23 protein-coding genes are annotated in these 22,265 nt (G+C 64.6%); 12 read left to right on the top strand and 11 right to left on the bottom strand.

The window, feature by feature from the left end; translation table 11 throughout:
• Window positions 1–29 precede the first annotated feature (29 nt).
• Genes ACUCV3_RS09470 through argC form a run of 3 tightly spaced genes read left to right on the top strand, consistent with a single transcriptional unit; the run spans window position 30 to window position 2,246 of the window.
• Window positions 30–437 carry a MarR family transcriptional regulator gene (locus ACUCV3_RS09470; RefSeq protein WP_004211384.1) on the top strand — a complete coding sequence of 136 codons (408 nt, stop codon included), beginning with the start codon at window positions 30–32 and terminating at the stop codon, window positions 435–437.
• The gene (locus ACUCV3_RS09465; RefSeq protein ID WP_048939087.1) at window positions 397–1,305 is read left to right on the top strand and encodes a C40 family peptidase; all 909 of its coding nucleotides are present in this window, start codon (window positions 397–399) and stop codon (window positions 1,303–1,305) included. The genes ACUCV3_RS09470 and ACUCV3_RS09465 overlap by 41 nt, the downstream gene beginning before the upstream one ends.
• Window positions 1,302–2,246 (top strand): N-acetyl-gamma-glutamyl-phosphate reductase, encoded by a 945-nt coding sequence (gene argC, locus ACUCV3_RS09460; RefSeq protein WP_048939086.1) that lies wholly within the window; start codon window positions 1,302–1,304, stop codon window positions 2,244–2,246. Before ACUCV3_RS09465 ends, argC begins: the two co-directional genes overlap by 4 nt.
• Before the next feature lie 72 nt (window positions 2,247–2,318).
• Here argC and ACUCV3_RS09455 read toward each other — a convergent pair whose 3' ends face one another.
• A complete protein-coding gene (locus tag ACUCV3_RS09455) occupies window positions 2,319–2,522 on the bottom strand; it encodes a hypothetical protein (RefSeq protein ID WP_004211380.1) in 204 nt (67 codons plus the stop codon).
• Between the two features lie 231 nt (window positions 2,523–2,753).
• On the opposite strand from ACUCV3_RS09455, the gene ACUCV3_RS09450 reads away from it, so the two are divergent.
• From ACUCV3_RS09450 to ACUCV3_RS09440, 3 genes are all read left to right on the top strand, one after another.
• Window positions 2,754–2,924, top strand: a complete 171-nt coding sequence (locus tag ACUCV3_RS09450; RefSeq protein ID WP_010337933.1) for a hypothetical protein — start codon at window positions 2,754–2,756, stop codon at window positions 2,922–2,924.
• 61 nt (window positions 2,925–2,985) lie between these two features.
• Window positions 2,986–4,314, top strand: coding sequence for a PQQ-dependent sugar dehydrogenase (locus ACUCV3_RS09445; protein ID WP_122928201.1), 1,329 nt, complete (start codon window positions 2,986–2,988; stop codon window positions 4,312–4,314).
• 128 nt (window positions 4,315–4,442) lie between these two features.
• Complete coding sequence (locus ACUCV3_RS09440) at window positions 4,443–4,781, top strand: hypothetical protein (protein ID WP_230588606.1); 339 nt, start codon at window positions 4,443–4,445, stop codon at window positions 4,779–4,781.
• A 3-nt stretch (window positions 4,782–4,784) separates the two neighbouring features.
• Here ACUCV3_RS09440 and ACUCV3_RS09435 read toward each other — a convergent pair whose 3' ends face one another.
• Window positions 4,785–5,600: an ATP-binding protein gene (locus ACUCV3_RS09435; RefSeq protein ID WP_048939084.1), complete on the bottom strand. Its 816-nt coding sequence runs from the start codon at window positions 5,598–5,600 to the stop codon at window positions 4,785–4,787.
• Between the two features lie 110 nt (window positions 5,601–5,710).
• Here ACUCV3_RS09435 and ACUCV3_RS09430 point away from each other — a divergent pair, with 110 nt between their 5' ends.
• On the top strand, window positions 5,711–6,667 hold the full coding sequence (locus ACUCV3_RS09430) for an L-threonylcarbamoyladenylate synthase (protein WP_029547760.1): 957 nt from the start codon (window positions 5,711–5,713) through the stop codon (window positions 6,665–6,667).
• 14 nt (window positions 6,668–6,681) lie between these two features.
• Here ACUCV3_RS09430 and ACUCV3_RS09425 read toward each other — a convergent pair whose 3' ends face one another.
• The 8 genes from ACUCV3_RS09425 to ACUCV3_RS09390 form a co-directional block, all read right to left on the bottom strand.
• On the bottom strand, window positions 6,682–6,948 hold the full coding sequence (locus ACUCV3_RS09425; RefSeq protein WP_004211370.1) for a hypothetical protein: 267 nt from the start codon (window positions 6,946–6,948) through the stop codon (window positions 6,682–6,684).
• Window positions 6,949–7,062: 114 nt separating this feature from the next.
• A complete protein-coding gene (msrA, locus tag ACUCV3_RS09420) occupies window positions 7,063–7,596 on the bottom strand; it encodes a peptide-methionine (S)-S-oxide reductase MsrA (protein ID WP_004211369.1) in 534 nt (177 codons plus the stop codon).
• Between the two features lie 45 nt (window positions 7,597–7,641).
• Window positions 7,642–9,363 (bottom strand): long-chain-fatty-acid--CoA ligase, encoded by a 1,722-nt coding sequence (locus tag ACUCV3_RS09415; RefSeq protein WP_048939083.1) that lies wholly within the window; start codon window positions 9,361–9,363, stop codon window positions 7,642–7,644.
• Between the two features lie 148 nt (window positions 9,364–9,511).
• Complete coding sequence (locus ACUCV3_RS09410; RefSeq protein WP_010337928.1) at window positions 9,512–10,195, bottom strand: DUF1013 domain-containing protein; 684 nt, start codon at window positions 10,193–10,195, stop codon at window positions 9,512–9,514.
• Between the two features lie 115 nt (window positions 10,196–10,310).
• Window positions 10,311–11,339 carry a glycosyltransferase family 4 protein gene (locus ACUCV3_RS09405; protein WP_278377140.1) on the bottom strand — a complete coding sequence of 343 codons (1,029 nt, stop codon included), beginning with the start codon at window positions 11,337–11,339 and terminating at the stop codon, window positions 10,311–10,313.
• A 14-nt stretch (window positions 11,340–11,353) separates the two neighbouring features.
• Window positions 11,354–12,217 (bottom strand): UDP-2,3-diacylglucosamine diphosphatase, encoded by an 864-nt coding sequence (locus ACUCV3_RS09400; RefSeq protein ID WP_048939081.1) that lies wholly within the window; start codon window positions 12,215–12,217, stop codon window positions 11,354–11,356.
• 85 nt (window positions 12,218–12,302) lie between these two features.
• Complete coding sequence (locus ACUCV3_RS09395; protein WP_137405287.1) at window positions 12,303–13,034, bottom strand: hypothetical protein; 732 nt, start codon at window positions 13,032–13,034, stop codon at window positions 12,303–12,305.
• Between the two features lie 10 nt (window positions 13,035–13,044).
• Complete coding sequence (locus ACUCV3_RS09390; RefSeq protein ID WP_048939079.1) at window positions 13,045–14,052, bottom strand: NAD(P)H-quinone oxidoreductase; 1,008 nt, start codon at window positions 14,050–14,052, stop codon at window positions 13,045–13,047.
• A 102-nt stretch (window positions 14,053–14,154) separates the two neighbouring features.
• On the opposite strand from ACUCV3_RS09390, the gene ACUCV3_RS09385 reads away from it, so the two are divergent.
• Together ACUCV3_RS09385 and clpA are read left to right on the top strand one after the other, a co-directional pair.
• A complete protein-coding gene (locus ACUCV3_RS09385; protein WP_004211362.1) occupies window positions 14,155–14,352 on the top strand; it encodes a DUF1192 domain-containing protein in 198 nt (65 codons plus the stop codon).
• A gap of 156 nt (window positions 14,353–14,508) precedes the next feature.
• Window positions 14,509–16,830 carry an ATP-dependent Clp protease ATP-binding subunit ClpA gene (clpA, locus tag ACUCV3_RS09380; RefSeq protein ID WP_048939078.1) on the top strand — a complete coding sequence of 774 codons (2,322 nt, stop codon included), beginning with the start codon at window positions 14,509–14,511 and terminating at the stop codon, window positions 16,828–16,830.
• 359 nt (window positions 16,831–17,189) lie between these two features.
• Here the strand turns inward: clpA and ACUCV3_RS09375 are convergent, their stop codons facing one another.
• A complete protein-coding gene (locus ACUCV3_RS09375; protein WP_199909698.1) occupies window positions 17,190–17,618 on the bottom strand; it encodes a DUF4279 domain-containing protein in 429 nt (142 codons plus the stop codon).
• A 445-nt stretch (window positions 17,619–18,063) separates the two neighbouring features.
• Here ACUCV3_RS09375 and ACUCV3_RS09370 point away from each other — a divergent pair, with 445 nt between their 5' ends.
• The 3 genes from ACUCV3_RS09370 (at window position 18,064) to ACUCV3_RS09360 (ending at window position 22,223) form a co-directional block, all read left to right on the top strand.
• The gene (locus ACUCV3_RS09370; RefSeq protein ID WP_170978360.1) at window positions 18,064–18,723 is read left to right on the top strand and encodes an esterase/lipase family protein; all 660 of its coding nucleotides are present in this window, start codon (window positions 18,064–18,066) and stop codon (window positions 18,721–18,723) included.
• An 88-nt stretch (window positions 18,724–18,811) separates the two neighbouring features.
• Window positions 18,812–20,050: a hypothetical protein gene (locus ACUCV3_RS09365; RefSeq protein ID WP_122928203.1), complete on the top strand. Its 1,239-nt coding sequence runs from the start codon at window positions 18,812–18,814 to the stop codon at window positions 20,048–20,050.
• Window positions 20,051–20,159: 109 nt separating this feature from the next.
• Window positions 20,160–22,223, top strand: a complete 2,064-nt coding sequence (locus tag ACUCV3_RS09360; RefSeq protein ID WP_482240586.1) for a prolyl oligopeptidase family serine peptidase — start codon at window positions 20,160–20,162, stop codon at window positions 22,221–22,223.
• Window positions 22,224–22,265: the final 42 nt, after the last annotated feature.

Raw genomic sequence — 22,265 nt, 5'->3', positions numbered from 1 at the left:
CCGGATTGGCTATCATGCGTTAGGGGGGCATGAACGCGCTCGCTTCCCCGCAACAGGCCGCCCAGATCGACCGTCCCGGCATACAGCCGCTCAGCCAGTGGATGCGGACCCTGGTGGATTATGTGCGGTCGGGAAAACCCGACCTCACCAACCGCCAGATGGCCCTGATGCTGACCGTCTATATCGGCGATGGCCCGCATACGGTGCGCGGCCTGGCCGAACAGTTGCATGTGTCCAAGCCGGTCATCACCCGCGCGCTGAACAAGCTTTCGGCGCTCGGCTATCTCCGACGAGAGCGGGATGCGGCCGATCGGCGCAATATTTTCATCACCCGCACGTCGAAGGGCGCGGAATTCCTTGACGCCTTTCACCATTTCATCGCAGGAACCGCGCGCGATGACAGGCCAGATCAACACCACGCGGAACGCACCGCCTGAAAGAACCCGGTTCAAGCTGGACGGCAGATCCGTAGCGCTCGACCACCGCGTCCATGCGGCGCGTGGCGACCTTGCGGACATCTCGCTCGCCGGCGTGCTCTTTTCCGCCCATTATGCCCGCGCGGTCGAACTGACCTGCGTGGCGCCCGGCGCGCCGATCCTGTCCCAGCCCTCGCACAATGCCGAGGCGGTCAGCGAATTGCTGCGCGGCGAAAGCTTCCATGCGCTCGACGTCACGACCGACTGGGCCTGGGGCTTCTGCGGGCATGACGGCTATGTCGGCTATATCCGCCGCGACGCACTGGACGTGAAGGAGGCGGTGAGCCACCGCATCGTCAACCAGAGCGCGCCGCTGTTCAGCCGCGCCGACATCAAGGCACCGATCGCCGATCACTGGCCGCTGGGCGCCCGCTTCGGCGGCGAGGCCGAGGACAGCTTCCTCGCGACCGGCGACGGCTTCATCCATGGCCGCCATGCCGCACCGCTCGACTCGCGGGAAAGCGACTGGGTCGCGGTGGCGCAGCGCTATCTGGGCCAGCCCTATGTCTGGGGCGGCCGTGGCCATCGCGGCATCGACTGTTCGGGGCTGGTGCAGGTTGCGCTGGGCGAATGCGGCATCGCCGTGCCGCGCGACACCGACCTGCAGTGCGAGGGCATTGGCGCGCCGATCGAGGCGAGCGTGCCGTTGCAGCGCGGCGACCTGATCTTCTTCCCCGGCCATGTCGGGATCATGACCGACGCCACCCATATGCTGCACGCCAACGCCCATTGGATGGCCGTGGTGGTCGAGCCGCTGGCCGATGTCGTCGCCCGGCTGGCGCCCGACCATGAACAGCCGATCATCGCGCGGCGGAGGATTGCCCCATGACCACGAAGATCTTCATCGACGGCGGCCATGGCACCACCGGCATCGAGATTGCCGATCGCCTGGCCGACCGGCCCGAACTGTCGCTGATCACGGTCGATGAAAAGGATCGCCGCAACATGGCGGCCCGGCGCGACGCGCTGAACGCGGCCGACATCGTGATCCTGTGCCTGCCCGACGATGCCGCACGCGAATCCGTGTCGATGATCGACAATGACCGCACCCGCGTGATCGACGCATCGACCGCGCACCGCGTCGCCGACGGCTGGACCTATGGCTTCCCCGAACTGGAACCGGGCCATCGCGAGCGGCTGGCCAACAGCCGCTTCGTCGCCAATCCCGGCTGCTGGCCGACCGGTTTTCTGGGGCTGGTCCGTCCGCTGGTGCTGGCCGGCCTGCTGCCGGCCGACTGGCCGGTGACGGTATCGGGCGCATCGGGCTATTCGGGTGGCGGCAAGGCGATGATCGCCGAATATGAGGGCGCCGAGGGCGCGCCGACCGCCTTCCGCGCCTATGGCCTGAGCCTGGCGCACAAACATGTGCCGGAAATGACCCGCTATTCGGGTCTGGCCCATCCGCCGCTGTTCGCGCCGGCCGTCGCCAATGCCTATCGCGGCATGCTGGTGGAAGTGCCGCTGCAGCTGCGCGCCATGCCCGGCACGCCCGCCCCGGCGGACATCCACGCCGCGCTGGCCGCCGCCTATGCAGGATCGCCGATCGTCAGCGTGACGCCCTTGGCCGACAGCAGCGCCATGGCACAGATTGATGTCGAGCATGTCGGCGCGACCGATCGCCTGTCGCTGTCGGTGTTCGGCAATGCGCAGAGCGGCCAGGTCCGTCTGGTCGCCACGCTCGATAATCTGGGCAAGGGTGCGGCAGGCGCCGCCGTGCAGAATCTCAACATCCTGGCCGGCTTGCCGGAAACCGCCGGCCTGCGGCTCTAAAGCGCCGTCAGCCAGACAGCAAAAAGGGCCGGAGCGTTCCATGACGCTCCGGCCCTTTTTGCGTTCAGACTATCAGTGGATCGTGCCGAGCGGCTGGTGATGGGCGAGCAACACGATCAGCCGCTCGATCTGGCGCCAGTGGCAGAAATGGATGTGGTTGCCGAGGTCGCGGCTGCGATCGGCCCGCGCCGCCGCCTCATAGCCGGCATTGGCGCCAAAGGTCGCGATCAGTTCCGTCGCATCCTCATAGCTCTTTCGATCCGAAAGATATGGCATGTGCATGCGACCCCCGATTTTTTGCGCGCCCTTTCCCCTCCCCTATCAACCCCCATGCCAGTTTGGCGCTTTGGCGCAGCAGGCCGATGACGAGGGTGAACAGCCGGTTAGCCAAGTCCCGCAGCGGGACAGGCGCGCCATTTCGGGACGCGAGCCGTTCCGATCCGGGACAGGGGAGACGCGGGCGACAAGCGACTGGCCATGGGCGGCGGGCCATGGCAAGGATGGGCCATGAACAAGGCGAAGAATCCGACCGGCGCGGGCGCCATCATCGCATTGCTGATCATGGCCGGGGCGATCGGCGGCGGCCTGCTGGGACAGCCCAGCATCGGCCTGCTGGTCGGCACCGGAGCCGGCATCCTGATCGCCCTGCTGCTGTGGCTGCGCGAACGAAAGGCTTAACTAACCACCCGCGCAACGGAGCGCCTTGCCGGGCGTCGCATCGCCGCATAGATGTGGCGACATGAAGAAGCATTTCATCGCCATCCCCCTCGTCGCGCTGGTCATTGCCGGCGGCGCCTTCCTCTACTTCGCGCAGGGCGACACGGCCCAGTTGCCGGCCGGTGCCGATGTCGGCCGGGAACCGCGCTTCACCACGCCGCGCAACGAGTTTTTCCCGACCGTTAACATCGCCGAGGTCAAGCCGTGGAAGGCTGGAGAGAAGCCGGTCGCGGCCAAGGGTCTGGTGGTCGAGCGCTTTGCCGAGGGGCTGAGCCATCCGCGATCGCTGCTGCGCCTGCCCAATGGCGACATATTGACGGCCGAGACCAACAGCCAGCCCCGCCCGCAGACCGGCATCGTCAGCCGGGTGATGAATTTCCTGATGAACAAGGCCGGCGCCGGCGTCCCCTCGCCCGACCGCATCAGCCTGCTGCGCGACACCGATGGCGATGGCAAGGCGGACACCAAGACGGTGTTCCTGAGCGGCCTCTATTCGCCCTATGGCATGGCGCTGATCGGCGACACCCTCTATGTCGCCAACACCAATGCGCTGATGGCCTTCCCCTATAAGGAAGGCGAGACCAAGATCAGCGACAAGGGGCGGAAGATTCTGAACCTGCCGGCCCAGGCGCCGAACATGCACTGGACCCGCAGCCTGACCGTCGGCCCCAACGGGCTGCTCTATGTCGGCGTCGGATCGAACAGCAATATCGGCGAAAATGGCCTGGAAAGCGAAGCCAACCGCGCCGCCGTGCTGGAGGTCAATCCCAAGACCGGCGACTATCGCATCTATGCGTCGGGCCTGCGCAACCCGGTCGGCCTGGCGTTCGAACCCAGGAGCGGCGTGCTGTGGGGCGTGGTCAATGAGCGCGACATGCTGGGCGGCGACCTGGTCCCCGACTATCTGACCCGCGTCGAATTCGGTGCCTTCTATGGCTGGCCGTGGAATTACTGGGGCGGCTATGAGGATCGCCGGGTCCAGCCGCAGCGGCCGGAAATCCGCGAATATACCAAGCGCCCCGACTATGCGCTGGGCAACCATGTCGCGCCGCTGGGCCTGAGCTTCTCCAAGGATGCGCAGCTTGGCGCCACCTATGGCAATGGCGCCTTTGTCGGCCTGCATGGCAGCTGGAACCGCAAGCCGGCCGCGGGCTACAAGGTCGTGTTCATTCCGTTCGAGGATAATGGCGAAGTCGGCAAGGCCAAGCCGGTCGACGTGCTGACCGGATTCCTGGACGCACAGGGCGCGGCGCGAGGCCGGCCGGTCGACGTGACCGTGGACGCCAAGGGTGCGCTGCTGGTGGCGGACGATGTCGGCGGCGTCGTCTGGCGGGTGACCCGCGCACAATAATCATGGCTCGCCCGGCCGAAGCGTCGAAAAAACTTGTTCGCAAGACCAGACGCTTAATTTCGGCCGGGCAACAGTAGGGATATATTGCCCCGTTCGCGCGCTGATACGCGATGCGACAGGCGTCCAAGATGAAACCGATCGAACCGGCGGAGCTATATCAGCTGCGGGCGGACAGCGCGCGGCGATCCCTTCATCACTTGCGCATGGAAGCGCTGGGCCAGCCGGACCGACGACAAGGCTATGACCTGGAGCATGATCGGCGGCTGGCGGAAATGTATTTCAACACCTTCGCCGCCCTCGCCCATCGACAACGTCACAGCGACACGCTGAGCCTGGCCCGCGTCATCAAGACGATGGCCGATGCCGCGCCGCTATGCGACACCGCCGTCGATCCGCCGCGTTGCCGCAAGGAACTGGACCGACTGGTCGACGAATTTCTGAGCCTTGCCGAAAAGGACGGCGACTGAGAATCAGACCGAGAGGCCGTGACGGCCGGCGAGTTCGACCACATATTGCCAGGCCACACGGCCCGAGCGGCTGCCCCGCTGCGTTGCCCACTGGATCGCGTCGAGCGGCTCGACGCTGAGACCCAGCGCCTGCGCATAGCCCTCGACAATGGCGACATAGGCATCCTGGTCGAGCGCATGGAAGCCCAGGCTGAGGCCGAACCGGTCCGACAGCGCCATCTTGTCATCGACCACGTCGCGCGGATTGATCGGATCATCCTGCTCCGACAGGTTGCGCGGCACGATATGGCGGCGGTTGGACGTCACATAGAGGCGGACATTGGCCGGACGCGCGGCGGTGCCGCCCTGGAGCAGCGAACGCAGCGCACGGGCATCGCCCACGCCTTCGTCAAAGCCCAGATCGTCGAGGAACAGGATGAAGGGTCGGGTCGTGCTGCGCAGCAGGGTGAAGAGCGCCGGCAGGCTGGCCAGTTCATCGATCGCGCATTGCAGCAGGGCGATGTCCTGCCCTTCCGCCTGCAGCTTGCCGACCACCGAAGCCACGGTCGCCGACTTGCCGGTGCCGCGCGCGCCCCACAGCAGCACGTCATGCGCGGCATGGCCGGCGGCATGGCGGCGGCTATTGTCGAGCAGCGCACTCTTTTGCGCATCGATGCCGGTCAGCAGATCATAATCCACCGGGGCGAACGCATCCACCGCGCGGATCGCCACCCCGTCCCACACATAGGCGGGAGCAGCCGCAAGGTCGGCAGAGGAAGCCGGCGGCGGCGCGAGCCGTTCCAGCGCTTCGGCGATACGGGTCAGCAGGGCGTCGTTCATGGCGCGGGATTAGCCGGGCCGCGCCGTTGCGGCAAGCTTTGCCAACAATGTCATGTCACTGTCGCAATGGCCTTTTACTGCAGCGTTCCGGGGTCTATATCGCGGGGGTCGTGACTATCCCAAATCCAGCCTTTTCCACCAGGGTCTGCCGCTATGGCGCGGAAGCGCTTCGCGAGGCAGCCTTGCTGATCCGCGCCGGCGAGCCCGTCGCCGTTCCCACCGAAACCGTCTATGGCCTGGCCGCCGATGCCACCGATTCCCAGGCGGTCGCGGGCATCTACAGCGCCAAGGGGCGGCCCAGCTTCAACCCGCTGATCGTCCATGTCGCCGACATGGAGATGGCGCGGCGGCTGGCCGATTTTTCGCCCCAGGCCGAGCAGCTTGCCGCCCGCTTCTGGCCGGGCGCGCTGACCATGGTGCTGCCGGTGCGGGCCGATAGCGGCCTGTCGCCGCTGGTGATGGCTGGCCTGCCGACCGTGGCGCTGCGCCTGCCGGCCCATCCCGCGATGCGCGCGCTGATCCGCGAGAGTGGCCGGCCGCTGGCTGCGCCTTCGGCCAATCGCAGCGGATCGATCAGCCCCAGCCGGGCCGAGCATGTGCTGGCCAGCCTCAACGGCAAGATCCGCATGATCCTGGACGAAGGCCCGACCAGCGAAGGGCTGGAATCGACCATCGCCGCCCCCGAAGCGGACCGCATCCGCCTGCTGCGCCCCGGCCCGGTCACGGCCGCGATGCTGGAGGAGGCAAGCGGCCTGCCGGTCATCACGGGGAAGGACAATGCGAAGATCGAAGCACCCGGCCAGCTCGAAAGCCATTATGCGCCGTCGAAGCCGGTGCGGCTCAACGCGCTGCGGGCGGAAAAGGATGAATATCTGATCGGCTTCGGGCTGATGCCCTGCCATCTGAACCTGAGCGTCGACGCGGATCTGCGCGAGGCGGCAGCCAATCTGTTCGCGGCGCTGCACGTCGCCGACGCCAGCACCCAGGAGCGGATCGCGGTCGCGCCCATCCCTGACGAGGGGATCGGCACCGCCATCAACGACCGGTTACGCCGCGCCGCGGCCTGACCGGTCGATCCGGCTCAGCCGCAATTGTCGTAGCCGGCCTTGCGGCATTCGCGGCGGCGCTGTTCGTCGGCCTTCTTGCGCGCCTTGCCTTCCTCGGCCTCCTGCTTGCGCATCTTGCGGCCATAATTGCGGTCGGCCTCGTCCTGGCTGGTCGTCGCCCAGTCGGCCGCCTGCGCACCTGCGCGCACCGGCAAGGTCACGATATCCACCGCCGTCCTGGCAATACAGCCCGGCAGCATCAGCAGCATCGCCGGCGCCAGCAGCATGATCGTCTTGGTCATTCTCAAAGTCCCCCGACTCGTCCGTTGCGCTGCATCTGCCATGGTCGACATTAACCATAAGCTAAGAACGCGGCGAAACGGGACGAGCGGTCGGGAAATCGGCCAGGCCGAGGATTATTCCTCGATGCGCGCGGCAAAACCCTTGCGCAGCTTGGCCAGCTTGGGCGGAATCACCGCCATGCAATAGGGATTCTGGTCGCCGACCCGCTCCCAATATTTCTGGTGATAATCCTCGGCCGGATACCAGGGGGCGTCCGCCTCGATCGCGGTCACCACCGGATCGACCTGGTCCACCTGCGCCCGCGCGATGCCGGCCAGCGCCTCGGCCTGCTGCTCGGCCGAATGGGGGAAGATCGCCGAACGATATTGCGTCCCGATGTCGTTGCCCTGGCGGTTCAGCGTCGTCGGATTGTGGGTGGCGAAGAAGATGTCGAGCAGGTCGGCATAGCTGATGACGGCCGGGTCGAAGGCGATGCGGATCGCTTCGGCATGGCCGGTATTGCCGGTGCAGACCTCCTCATAGGTCGGATCGACCTTGGTCCCGCCGATATAGCCGCTCTGGACCGATTCCACGCCCTTGAGCGTCTGGTAGACTGCTTCCGTACACCAGAAGCAGCCACCAGCCAGCGTTGCGATTTCCTGCGCCATATATCGATAATCCTTATCCAGCTTTGGCGCGCTAGATAGGAGCAATCAGGCCGCGGTTCCAGTCTGCGCCGCATTCTGCGCCATTGCCTGTTCGGCCTTGGCGCGTTCTTCGGCGACCAGTTCCTTGCGCGACAGCTTGCCGACCAGCGTCTTGGGCAGGCTGGCCCGCACCTCGACCTCGCAGACCCGCTCATGCTTGCCCAGTTGCGGGTTGAGCCAGTCCTTGAGCCCCGGCCCGTCGATGGTCGCGCCTTCGTTCAGGGTCACGAACGCCTTGGGCTGCTCGCCGCGATAACGGTCGGGCACGCCGATCACCAGCGCTTCCTTCACCGATTCATGATGATAGAGGACCGATTCCACCTGGCTCGGGAAGACCTTGAAGCCACCGACGGCGATCATGTCCTTGAGGCGATCGACGATCCGCACATAACCATCGTCATCAACCTCGCCAACGTCGCCGGTGCGCAGGAACTCGCCCACGAACACCTGCGCGTCCGCGTCCGGCCGGTTCCAATAGCCCTTCATGATCTGCGGACCGGCGAACATCAGTTCGCCCGGCTCGCCCGCGGGCGGCGGCTGGGTCGGATCCTCGCGGCTGACGATCTTGACGCGGGTGCCCGGCACGGGCTGACCGACGGTGCCGGTCTTGTTCAGCCCCTCATAGGGATTGGCGCAGACGATCGGGCTGGTTTCGGTGAGGCCATAGCCCTCGATCAGCCGCGCGCCGGTCACCGCCTCGAACTTCTGCTTCACCTCCATCGGCAGCGGCGCGCCACCCGAAATGCAGGTGCGCAGCGACGAGAAATCGATGTTCGGCAGGGCCGGATGATCGAGCAGCGCCTGATACATGGTCGGCACGCCGGGCAGAGACGTCGCCTTGGTCCGCTGCACGGCCGAAAGCACCTGCACCGCCTCGAACCGGGGCAGCATCACCATCTCGCCGCCATTCATGACGGTCCGGTTCAGCGTGCAGGTGTTGGCGAAGACGTGGAAGAAGGGCAGCACCGCGATGATGCGGTCGTCGCCCTCGCCCGCATGCGGGTCGATCGCCTGCGCCTGGCGCGCATTGGCGGTCAGATTCTGGTGGGTCAGCATCGCGCCCTTGGGCGTGCCGGTGGTGCCGCCGGTATATTGCAGCAGCGCGACGTCGTTGACCGGATCGATGTCGGCCACGATGCATTCGCCTGCATTGGCGATCAACCGGTCATAGCGGATGACGCGCGGATCATGCGGCAGCGGCGTCGTCTCGCCGCGCTTGAACAGGCGGAAGAGGATACTCTTGGCGGTCGGCAGCACCTCAGCGATCGAGCCGACCACCAGCTTTTCGAGGCTGCTATTGTCCAGCACCTTGAGCGCGGTCGGCAGCAATGCCTTGGCCGACAGGGTGAACAGGATCTTGGTGCCGCTATCCTCGACCTGATGCTCCAGTTCGGCGGCGGTGTAGAGGGGGGAGAAGTTGACGACGATCGCGCCGGCCAGCAGCGCGCCATAATAGGCCGCGACATAATGGGGGGTGTTGGGCAGGTAGAGACCGACCCGGTCCCCCTTCTTCACGCCCATGGCCTGCAAACCACAGGCGATGCGCCTGATGTCGTCCATCATCGCGCCATAGCTGAACTTGCGCCCCATGAAGTCGATCATGTGGGCCTGCGGGTGGGCGGTGGCGCTCTGCGTTACCATGTCCCCCATCGACATCGGCGGGAACGTCTGCTCCCACGGCGTAGGGTGCTGATAATGCTCGCGCCAGATCTTTTCTCTGCTCTCCATTTACAGAAGTGTAAGTGGCCCGAGCGCTTTACGCAAGCGTCAACCTGTGTCTGGATTGTAGCAAAAAGGCCGCGCCCGAAAGCCGGCGCGGCCCTTGAGAATGCTGCATCGCAGCGGGTCGGAAAGAGCGTCGGATGACGCTACGTCTTCAGACCTCGCCCTTGTTGCTGCTGAACGGATCAAGGATGGTCGCGGCGCCCGAAATCAGCTCGGACTCGCTCTTGAGCGCCTGCTCGATGCGGCGCGCATTATCCTCGCGCTCGCGGCGCAGTTCCTCGATCAGCGCCTCACGATCGCCATCCAGACGCGAATCGGTCGGCATCTCGATGCCGGCCTTCTTCGCCGCCTTGCTGACCAGCGCATCCAGTTCGCGCTGCGAGCACAGGCCCAGCGTCACCGGATCCTTGGGCGTGATGTTGCTGATGTTCCAGTGGCTGCGATCGCGGATCGCGGCGATGGTGGTGCGGGTGGTGCCGATCAGCTTGCCGATCGCGCCGTCCGAAATCTCCGGATGGTTGCGCAGGATCCAGGCGATGCCATCGGGCTTGTCCTGGCGCTTGCTTACCGGGGTGTAGCGCGGCCCCTTGGTGCGGCGGACCGGTTCGGGGCCCTTGAGCATCTTGAGCTTGTAGTCGGGATTGCTCTCGCCCTTGTGGATTTCATCCATGGTGATTTCATGGGCGCGCACCGGATCGCGGCCGGTATATTTGATGCCGGCAGTGTCATCGGCGATGGCCTGGACTTCCAGGATGTGGAGCCCGCAAAATTCCGCGATCTGGTCAAAGCTCAGAGCGCTATTGTCGACCAGCCAGCTGGCGGTCGCATGGGGCATGAGGGGCTGGGACACGGGGTCTTCTCCGGCTCTAAAAACGATAAGGGCCGCCCAAGCAGGGCGGCCACGACATGTCAGGGATAGAGCATCGCGGGGCTTGCGGCAAGGAAAAGCGTCAGGCGGCGCTGTCCATCACCACCGGATCGATCGGATGCAATCCGGCCAGGAATTCCTGCGCGCTGCGTTCCCAGCTGAAGCTGCGGCCATAGGCGGCACAGGCTGCCCGATCGCACAGCAGCGCGGCGGCGATGGCATCCTCCAGCCGCTCCGACAGCGCGCCGGTTTCCGGCGTGACGATATCGATCGGCCCGGTGACCGGATAGGCTGCGACCGGCGTGCCGGCGGCCAGCGCCTCGATCATCACCAGCCCGAACGTGTCGGTGCGGCTGGGGAAGACGAACACGTCCGCGCCGGCATAGATCGTCGCCAGATCGGCACCGAACTGCGCACCCAGGAAACGGGCGTCGGGATAAGCCCGTTCCAGCGCCCCGCGCGCCGGGCCGTCGCCCACGATCACCCTGGTTCCGGGATGCTCGCTGGCCAGAAAGGCTTCCAGATTCTTCTCGACCGCGACCCGGCCGACATAGAGCTGGATCGGGCGCGGCAGGTCCGCCAGCAGGGCCGAGGGGGCGACACCGCCGGCAAAGGTCTTGAGGTCCACGCCCCTGCCCCATTTGCGGACATTGGCGACGCCATGGGCACGCAATTGCTGCCGCACCGACCGGGTCGACACCAGCACCGCCTGCGCCGGGCCATGGAACCAGCGAATATAGCGCCAGAACCAGGCCGCCGGCAGCCCGGTGCGCTGCGACACATAATCGGGGAAATGGGTGTGATAGGCGGTGGTGAAGGGCACATTGCCGCGCAGGCACCAGCGCCGGGCGGCAAAGCAGAGCGGCCCTTCGGTCGCCAGATGGACGGCGTCGGGACGGAAGGCGGCGATCGCCTGCCCCACCACGCCCGATCGCACCAGTGCCAGCCGGATTTCGGGATAGGTCGGACAGGGAATGGAGCCATAGAGATCGGGCGAGATCACTTTCACCTCATGGCCCATATGCTCCAGTTCGGCCTGGATCGTCTGCAGCGTGCGCACCACGCCATTGACCTGCGGCGTCCAGGCGTCGGTGACGATCGCGATCCGCATGGCCCCTCTCCGCGTCAGGCCGCCATCAGCGCCGGCGTCTTTTCGCCGCGCTTGGCGATCTCGTCGGCCCAGTGCAGCACCTCCATCGCGCCGCTGGCATGTTCGACCAGCGCGGTGCAGCCCTCCACCCAGTCGCCATCATTATAATATTCGATGCCCTCGATCTCGCGCATCTCGGCATTGTGGATATGGCCGCACACCACGCCGTCGACGCCGCGCGCGCCGGCTTCATGCGCCACCACTTCCTCGAAGCGGGAGATGAAGGACACGGCATTCTTGACCTTGTGCTTGGCCATCTTGGACAGTGACCAATAAGGCAGGCCCATGCGCCGGCGCACCGCGTTGACCACCACGTTGAGGCGCATCAGCGTCGTGTAGGCTGCGTCACCCACAAAGGCGAGCCAGCGATGCGCCAGCATGATCGTGTCGAACTCGTCGCCATGCAGCACCAGCAGCTTGCGCCCGTCGGCGGTCTCGTGGATCGCCTTGCGCCGGATCTCGACGCCGCCGAAATTCATGCCGGTGAACTGACGGAACATCTCGTCATGATTGCCGGGGATATAGACGACACGGGTGCCGCGCTTGGCCCGCTTCATGATCCGCCACAGCACGTCATTATGCGCGGCGGGCCAGTAGAAGCGCTTCTTGAGCCGCCAGCCGTCGATGATGTCGCCGACCAGATAGATGGTGTCGCTGTCGACGCTGTCCAGGAAATCGATCAGCATCGTGGCGTTGCAGCCGCGCGTGCCCAGATGGATGTCGGAAATCCAGATGGTGCGATAGCGGCGACGCGCGCCTTCCCGTTCAGGGATGTGGAAGCGGTCGTCAGCCCCCTCTTCCAGTTCGCTCAGGAAGGGCAAGCGCGTGATGGCGTTCATGTCTACGTCCTCAAGGGCTGTTGTCCTTGAGGCCGAATCCTTAGCGCCGCTCTGTTACAACTCCGCACCGAATATGACGGAAATGCTACGACCTTCGACCATCCAATGCAGGGTGCCAAGTGACTTTCCCTCCCCAATGCCGCGCGAACTCAGTAGCTCGCTGCCGCAATTCAGGAGTGGCGTCTAAAAGGAAAAATGCTCGCGCAGTTCCCACTGCCGACCTGAGCGCATCAACCTTAAAACCCAATTCCGCGAGGCGCTCACCCCAGTGCATCAACTCCACGATGTTGCCGCCTGCCATCCTTGTATGATGGTGATAGACCACAATGGTCCGACCATCTCGTTGCAACGCCTTTAATTCTGCCAAAGCCACACTTTTACCGGCCTTGGCAGATCCGACACTATAGGTCGCTGGTTCAAGGCCGTTGTCGGGATCTACAAATATAAGATCGCAACCATCCACAAACTCGGCGGCTCGCGCGAACCAAGATGCTCGCAAGGCGCGTCTGGATTTTGCATCGCCAGCAGGAAGCATCGCGTTGTGATAGACAGCACCGTCAATCAGTCCGGCCCGCTCCAAAGCATCCACACTACGATCGTTGCGCTGAACAATAAGCTTCAACTTATCAAACAACACCGGATCAATGGCGCGCCATATCTGTGGTCGATCCAAATAGGCTATGTGCTTACCATCCGCATTATGGGCTTCATCAGGGTATAGCCACCACAGAACACCCAGTTTCAACCCTGGCGCCAATCGACGCAACATCGACAGCTTCACATAATCGCCGACGTCAGCGACATAACGGTTCTGCACTAAACTATCCTCACACCGTCAGCACGATCTTCCCGAAATGTTCGCCCGCATCCATGCGGGCATGGGCCTTGGCCGCGTCGGCGAGGGCAAAGCGCTGGTCCATCGCCGGGCGCAGCTTGCCCTGTTCGACGAAGGGCCAGACGGTGCGCATGATCTCGTCCGCGACCAGGCTCTTGAAGCCCGATGAGCGCGGCCGCAGGGTTGATCCGGTCAGGGTCAGGCGCTTGGACATCACCGTCGGCAGGAAGATGCTGGTCTTGGCTCCACCCAGCACCGCGATCGACACATGGCGGCCATCTTCCGCCATGCATTCGATGTTGCGCGGGACATAGTCGCCGCCGACCATGTCGAGCACCGCCTGCACCCCCTGCCCACCGGTAATGCGCTTCACCTCGGCGACATAGTCCTGGCTCTTGTAATTGATCGCATGGGAAGCACCCCATTCGAGCGCCTGGGCGCTTTTGTCGTCGCTGCCGCAGGTGACGATGATCTCTATGTCGAACAGGCGGCAGAGCGAGATCGCCATCGTGCCGATGCCGCTGGTGCCGCCATGGACCAGCACCCGGTCGCCGCCGACCACATAGGCGCGCTCGAACAGATTGGTCCACACGGTGAACAGGGTTTCGGGCAGCGCCGCCGCCTCGACCAGGTCATAATCCGCCGGCACCGGCAGGCACTGGCCGGCCGGGGCAATCGCATATTCGGCATAGCCCCCGCCCGGCAGCAGCGCGCAGACGCGCTGGCCCACCAGCATGTCGGCGGACCGGCCGGCGGCGACGATCGTGCCCGCCACTTCGAGTCCGGGAATGTCGGACGCGCCGGGCGGCGGCGGATATTTGCCCTGCCGCTGCAGCACGTCGGGCCGGTTGACGCCGGCGGCGGCGACGCGGATCAGCACCTCATCCTCGCCGGGCACCGGCACCGGCCGCTGTTCGGGCACCAGAGCGTCGGGACCGCCCGGCACCGGGATGCCGATGGCCGTCATCTGCGATGGAATCGTGAAACTGTCGAGGATCATATGTGCCCCCCCGGGCCAGAGATATTGCGCCGCACCCAAAATCGACGGACGGAGCTTCGCTTCTTATTGACAGACTAGCCTACAGGGTCAACATTACCCTTTATGGACATGGACAATGATCTGCCGAGAAAGGCCGATGATCCGCTGGCCCAACTGCTCCGACAGGATCTGGGTCCCCTGTCCGTTGCGGAACTGGAAGCGCGCATCAGGGCGCTGGAAACCGAAATCACCCGCACTCGAACAAAAATTGAAAGCGCCGTTAACCATAAGGCAACTGCCGAGGCGTTATTCAAGCGATGAACCCGCGCCTCGCCCCTGACGGCCCGACCATGGGCTCCACCGGGCATGGGCAGTCTGGCAATTCCGGCGGTCAGGACCTCTCCCTTGAACCGTCGTCGAGCAATGCCGACATAAGGTTCAAGTCAGCCCCTAACCGGGGCCAGGAGTAGAAAAGACATGCCATCTTTCGCAGCCGCCCTTGAAACCACCCTGCACAATGCGCTGACCCATGCGTCGGAGCGCAAGCATGAATATGCGACGCTGGAGCATCTGCTTCTCGCGCTGATCGACGATGAACATGCGTCGAAGGTGATGCAGGCGTGCGGCGTGGAACTGGGCGAACTGGCCGATGCCGTCACCCAGTATCTCGACACCGAACTTGACAGCCTGAAGGTGGAGGGCGCCAGCGACCCCTCGCCCACCAGCGGCTTCCAGCGCGTCGTCCAGCGCGCCATCCTCCATGTCCAGTCGTCCGGCAAGGATGAGGTGACGGGCGCCAATGTCCTCGTCGCGCTCTTCTCCGAACGCGAATCCTATGCCGTCTATTTCCTGCAGCAGCAGGACATGAGCCGCCTCGATGCCGTCAGCTATATCAGCCACGGCGTCGGCAAGGGCACGCCCACGCCCGAGCGTCAGGAGACCAAGGGGGCAGCCGAGGAGGAAAAGAAGGTGCAGGACGGCAAGGGCAAGAAGGATAGTGCCTTGGAGCAGTTCACCGTCAACCTCAACGAGAAGGCGGAACGCGGCAAGGTCGATCCGCTGATCGGCCGGTCGTCGGAAGTCGACCGCACCATCCAGATCCTGTGCCGCCGTTCGAAGAACAACCCACTTTATGTCGGTGATCCGGGCGTCGGTAAGACCGCGATCGCGGAAGGCCTGGCGCGCAAGATCGTCGAGGGCGAAGTGCCCGACGTGCTCAAGGAAGCGGTCATCTATTCGCTCGACATGGGCGCGCTGCTGGCCGGCACCCGCTATCGCGGCGATTTCGAGGAGCGGCTGAAGGCGGTCGTCACCGAACTGGAGAAGATGCCGCACGCGGTCCTCTTCATCGACGAGATCCACACCGTGATCGGTGCCGGCGCGACCAGCGGCGGCGCGATGGACGCCTCGAACCTGTTGAAGCCGGCCCTGTCGGGCGGGACGATCCGCTGCATCGGTTCGACCACCTACAAGGAATTCCGCAATCATTTCGAGAAGGACCGCGCGCTGCTGCGGCGCTTCCAGAAGATCGACGTAAACGAGCCTTCGGTCGAGGATACGATCAAGATCCTGACCGGCCTGCGCACCGCGTTCGAGGAACATCATCACGTCAAATATACGCCGGACGCGATCAAGGCGGCGGTCGAGTTGTCGGCCCGCTACATCAACGACCGCAAGCTGCCGGACAAGGCGATCGACGTGATCGACGAAGTGGGCGCGATGCAGATGCTGGTGGTGCCCTCCAAGCGCAAGAAGACGATCACCCCCAAGGAGATCGAGGCGGTCATCGCCACCATGGCGCGCATCCCGCCCAAGACCGTGTCGTCGGACGACAAGAGCGTGCTGGAATCGCTGACCACCGATCTGAAACGCGTCGTCTTCGGCCAGGATCAGGCGATCGAGGTGCTGTCGTCCGCGATCAAGCTGTCGCGCGCCGGTCTGCGCGATCCCGACAAGCCGATCGGCAACTATCTCTTCTCCGGCCCCACCGGCGTCGGCAAGACGGAGGTGGCACGCCAGCTCGCGACCCTGCTCGGCATCCCGCTGCAGCGGTTCGACATGTCGGAATATATGGAACGCCATTCGGTCAGCCGCCTGATCGGTGCCCCTCCGGGCTATGTTGGCTATGACCAGGGTGGCCTGCTGACCGATGCCGTCGACCAGCAGCCGCACAGCGTGCTGCTGCTCGACGAGATCGAGAAGGCGCATCCCGACCTGTTCAACATCCTGTTGCAGGTGATGGACAATGGCCGCCTGACCGATCACCACGGCAAGACCGTCGATTTCCGCAACACCATCCTCATCATGACCACCAATGCGGGTGCGTCGGACATGGCGAAGGAATCGATCGGCTTTGGCGAGCTGACCCGCGAGGATGTGCAGGAAGACGCGGTGAAGAAGCTCTTCACCCCCGAATTCCGCAACCGCCTCGATGCGATCGTGCCGTTCGGCTATCTGCCGCCGGAAATCGTCGCCCGCGTCATCGACAAGTTCGTGCTGCAACTGGAACTTCAACTGGCCGATCGCGACGTCCACATCACGCTGGACGAGGAGGCCAAGGCCTGGCTCACCAAGAAGGGCTATGACAAGCTCTATGGTGCCCGCCCGATGGGCCGCCTGATGCAGGAGAAGATCAAGCAGCCGCTGGCCGAGGAATTGCTGTTCGGCAAGCTGGTCCATGGCGGCGAGGTCCATGTCCACATGAAGGACGAAGCCCTCGCCTTCCAGATCACCCCCGCCGCGCCCAAGAAGGGCGGCAAGAAGGGCGGCAAGGCCAAGGCGCCGGAAGGCACGAAATAAGCGGCTTCACAGGCCCACGGGAAAGGCGGCTCGAGAGGGCCGCCTTTTTTATTCCTCCCCGGCACAAGGAGCGGGACCGTGCGCAGCACGGTGGAGGGGCACGCGCCACAAAGAGCCACATCCCCGCGCAGCTGCTGCTCCCCTCTTTTTCCGTCATTGCCGCACAGGCGGTTAGCCCTCATCCACTATCTCCGTGCCGCCGCGGCTCCGCGCGAAAATGAATCACGCGGAGGCGCGGAGAAGAAAAGGGAAGGCCAACTTGGGTGGTTTGCTGACTGTCGGCTGTTGGGAAGACAATCGGCGGAAGCTGACGTTGTGCGGACAAATCGTTCTACAACAGTTGCAGCAGTTTCGGACATTCACCCTAGCTCTGGTGCGCTATAAATATCGAGATGGAGGCACAAACCGCGATCTCCAAGACGAGCGAGCGTTTCAGAACGGAGTGCAAGGCCCTCGTTGCTATCTTCAAGAAAGAGGCCGCAAAATACGCGACTTCTAAATCGCTGCGAGAAAGCCTGCCACGATACGATGTCATCAGACAAACCATCTAACAGATCGTTGATTTGTCGATCGAGATCAGCCGGCTGCTGATCTTTTGCAGTCACCTGCCATGACCCCGTGCGGGCGATCTTGTCCCTGCCTCCGAGGGTCTGAAATGTTCCGCCCATCTTCACGGCGATAGTCGGCTCACCAAGTCGTTCTGTTATCTCTGTCGGGTCGAGATCATCTCCATAAAATCCTATTGATGCTGCCGATCGGTGTAAGACGCCCATATCGGAGCCTAACATAGGCGGCGGCTTCCTACCAAATTTCGTCGTTCAGCATCTGACGTACCATCTGAATGAGTGGCCGGTTTCAACGATGCGTATGGCCTAAGCGAGTGACGAAGAATGGTCGTTACTTGCCAGTCACAGCCACCGTCATCCTGACGGAAGTCAGGATCCATTCTGCGCTACGGCGGATGGGGAGCGCTGAATGGATCCCGGATCAAGTCCGGGATGACGAAGATGGTGAAGGTAGCTTCTGGTCGTCAGCCGTCAAAGCCCGGCATCGTCGCTCGCGATGACGGGGGTGGTCGCTTCCAGACCATCCTCCCCTGCAAGGTTCGGCAGAGTCGCGTGCCTCTGCCGAACCTTGCAGGGAGGAATTCACAGCCGCTTCTGGTCGTTAGCACCCTCCCCCTAAACCCACATGCCCTTGCCTGCGTAAGCATTGCATGACACCCATGCCATCATGCAGCCCCACACCCAGTCCGTCATCCTCCTCCACGGCTTTGGCGGTCATCAGGTGCAGACCGCGCTGCTTGCCCGACGGCTGCGCGGGGAGGGCTACGACGTTGCCAATATCGGCTATCCCAGCTGGCGCTGGCCGCTGGCCCGCGTCGTCGATCATCTCCACGCCCGCATCATCGCCAGCCCGGCCTATCATGCTACGACCGTTCATTGTGTCGGTCATTCGATGGGCGGCCTCATGCTCCGCGCCTGGCTCGCGCGCCATCGCCCCGATCATCTCGGCCGCGTCGTCATGCTAGGCACGCCCAATGGTGGCAGCGAGATTGCCGACCTTCTCTACCGCCTGCACCTTCATCCGCTGATCCTGAACCAGGCCGGCGCGCTGCTACGCACTCGCCGCGATGCGATCACGCTGGCGGCGCTGGGTGAGGTCGACTATCCGCTCGGCATCATCGCGGGCGACCGGCCGATGAATGGCCTGCTCCCCAGCCGCATCTTCCGCGCGCCCAATGACGGCAAGGTCAGCGTCGCCGCCACCCATTGTCCGGGCGAAGGCGACCATATCACCCTGCCCGTCGCCCACACCGCGATGATCTACACCCGCCCCGTCGCCGATCAGGTCGTGCATTTCCTGCGCCATGGGCATTTCGCGCGCACTTAGCCGCCCTCTCCCCGCCCCCCTTAAATTCTGCTAAGCCGACTCCAGAACAGAAAGGTCGCATGTCTTCCACGCTTTCATAGGGGAATGCATGTCCACTTCGCTTCATCTGCGGTCCGCCGCGCCACGCGCCGCGCTGCTCAGCATCAGCTTCGTCCTTCTCGCCACGCCCGGCGCCAGCCAGCAGGCCGGCGGACCGATCGCCCGCTATGCGATGGATGCCGGCACCATGTCCGGCATGGCCGCAATGGCGGGCGGCGGTGGCATGGGCGGGGCCATGTCGATGATGATGGGCGGCGGCAACCAGCCGATCCATGAACTGGTGCTGCGCCTGGGATCGACCCAGACCGCGAGCGGCTCGCCGGCGGCCGAACATTATATGCCCGCCGGCGCCCGGCTGGGCGCCTCCGTCCCGCTGGTCACGCCAAAGGTCACGCCGAGCGACGAGCCGGCGCTGCCCGGTGAGAAGCCCAAGGGGCGGCTGCTCATCTATTGGGGATGCGGCGCGACCGCAGGGCCGAACCAGCCGGTGGTGATCGATTTCGCCAAGGTCGCGCGCGGCCAGTTTCCGCCCGGCCTCTACATGACCGGCGCGGCGATCCCGCAGGAATGGCAGGTCCGCTTTACCAACAGCAAGACCTATGGCGAATGGCCCAATGGTCAGACGCGCAAGACGCTGTCGGGCAATTCCTCGCTGATCGGCGACCATCGCATCGCCGGCAATTATTCGCCCGAGATCAAGTTCGCGCTGAACCAGGACTTCATGCCGCCGATCACGGGCCGCGCCAGCCCGGCGGCGGGCGGCGCCACCCAGTTGAGCTGGAACGCGGTGCCCAATGCGACCGGCTATTATGCCTGGGTGTTCGCGGCCAAGCAGGGCGGCGACATGGTGTGGTGGGCGTCATCGGCCAGCCAGGCGTTCGGCGGGCCGGTATGGGACTGGCTATCCCCCGGTGCCGTGCGCAAGCTGATCGTCGACAAGATCGTCATGCCGCCCAGCCAGACCAGTTGCACCGTGCCGTCACAGGTGGTGCAGTCGGGCGGCGAGATGCTGATGGGCAGCCTCTACGCCTATGGCCCGGAAGCCAATTTCGCCTATCCACCGCGCCCGGCCGATCCCAAGATCGCCTGGAAACCAGAATGGATCGCCCGTGTGCGCTATCGCTCCAACACCATGTGGATGCTCAACGGGCCGGACATGGGATCGATGATGAGCCAGGGCAGTGACGACAGCGCCGACGCCTCCGGCGACAATTCGCCACCCAAGAAGAAGAAATGCAAGGGCGGCCTTGGCGGCATGCTGGCCGGCGCGATGGGCGCGGGCTGCTGAAGCTCTGGTCGGGGCGCGGCACCAGCTATCGCGCCCCGGCCACGACTTGCACTTGAAACGAAAGGAAAATCCGGCAAGTCTCGCGCCATTCTTCCGTTTCGAGGTTTTCATGCGACACAAGCTACTGGCCGCGCTGCTGCTCGGCGCCGCCCTCTCCCCCCTGCCGCTCGCCGCCCAGTCGGCTGCCCCGTCGTCCAGGTTCGAGGGCCGCGACATCTTCGCGCTGCAGGTCGCGACCGATCCGCAGATCAGCCCCGACGGCAAGAGCGTCGCCTATGTCCGCCGCCAGGGCGACATCATGACCGACCGGCAGAAGGGCGCGATCTGGCTGGTCGACACCGCCACCGGCGCGCAGCGCCCGCTGGTCACCGACGCCAGCCAGCCGCGCTGGTCGCCCGATGGCAAGCGCATCGCCTATATCGCCGCCGATGCGGGCAAGCCGCAATTGTTCGTGCGCTGGCTCGACACCGGCGCGACCGTGCGCGTCACCACCCTGCCCGACGGCCCGCAGTCAGTCACCTGGTCGCCCGACGGCAAGTCCCTCGCCTATATCATGCGCGTGCCCGCCGACCCGATGAAGCTGGGCAAGGCGCCCGACAAGCCGGAGGGCGCCGAATGGGCCAAGCCGCTGGAGGTGATCGACCGGGTCGATTATCGCAATGATGGCGGCGGTTATGTCCAGGCCGGCTATGACCATATCTTCCTGGTGTCGGCCGATGGCGGCCCGGCCCGGCAGCTGAGCTTTGGCGACTATCAGGATGGCGGCCCGTTGAGCTGGACGCCCGATGGCCGCGCCATCCTGTTCAGCGCGGTGCGCAAGCCCGACTGGCAGCAGAAGGTTTTCGACCCGGAAATCTATGCGCTCGACATCGCCTCGGGCGCGATCAGCCCACTCACCAGCCGCGAAGGCCCGGATGTGGCGCCGGTCGTATCGCCCGACGGCAGCAAGGTCGCCTATCTCGGCTATGACGACAAGCGCCTCTCCTACCAGAACACTTACCTCTACGTCATGAACCGCGACGGCAGCGGCGCCCATGCGATCACCGCCAGTTTCGACCGCAGCATCGACCGCGCCTATTGGGCGGCCGACGGCAAGTCGCTCTATGCCCAATATGACGAGCGCGGCGTCAACCGCCTCGCCCGCATCAGCCTCGACGGCCATGTCACCGAACTGGCGAGTGGCCTTACCGGCACGGCGTTCGACCGGCCCTATAGCGGCGGCGATTTCAGCGTCGCGGCCAATGGCACTTTGGCCTTCACCAGCGGATCGGCGTTGCGCCCGGCCGACCTGTCGGTCAGCAGCGGTGGCAAGAGCCGCCAACTCACCCGCCTCAACGAGGATTTCCTGGGCCACAAGGCGCTGGGCCAGGTCAAGGAACTGGCCGTCACCGCGCCCGACGGCCGCACCGTGCCGGCCTGGCTCGTCACCCCGCCCAGCTATCAGGCCGGCACCCGCGTGCCGTTGCTGCTGGAAATCCATGGTGGCCCGCACACCGCCTATGGCCCGCATTTCTCGACCGACGACCAGCTTTATGCCGCCGCCGGCTATGCCGTGCTCTACACCAATCCCCGCGGCTCCACCTCCTATGGCGAGGAATTCGCCCAGCTGATCCATCATAAATATCCCGGCGACGACTATGGCGACCTGATGGCCGCGGTCGATGCCGCGATCGCTGCGGGCGTGGCCGATCCGGACAATCTGTTCGTCACCGGCGGTTCGGGCGGCGGCGTGCTCACCAGCTGGATCATCGGCAAGACCGACCGGTTCAAGGGCGCCGCGACGCAGAAGCCGGTGATCAACTGGATCAGCGAGGCGCTGACCATGGACAATACCCTCTTCACCTCGCGCTACTGGTTCCCGGCCAAGCCCTGGGAAGATCCGATGGGCTATTGGAACCGCTCGCCGCTCAGCCTGGTTGGCAACGTCAAGACGCCGACCCTGGTGGTCGTGGGCAGCGAGGATTATCGCACCCCGGTCAGCGAGGCGGAGCAATATTATGGCGCGCTGCAGATACGGGGCGTGCCGACCGCGCTGGTGAAGGTGCCGGGTGCCAGCCATGGCGGCATCGCCGCCCGCCCGTCGCAATCGGCGGCCAAGGCGGCGGCTATCATCGCCTGGTTCGATCGCTATCGCGACAAGCCTGCGGCGGCGGCCACCGCACCGGCTCAATGATCCGGCTGGCCGGAGCATATTGTTCATGATATGTTCCGGCCA

The sequence above is a fragment of the Sphingobium sp. VMM genome (genome assembly GCF_056790315.1).
The sequence above is the reverse complement of the archived record's forward strand: the minus strand, read 5'-3'. Positions and strand labels throughout refer to the sequence as shown.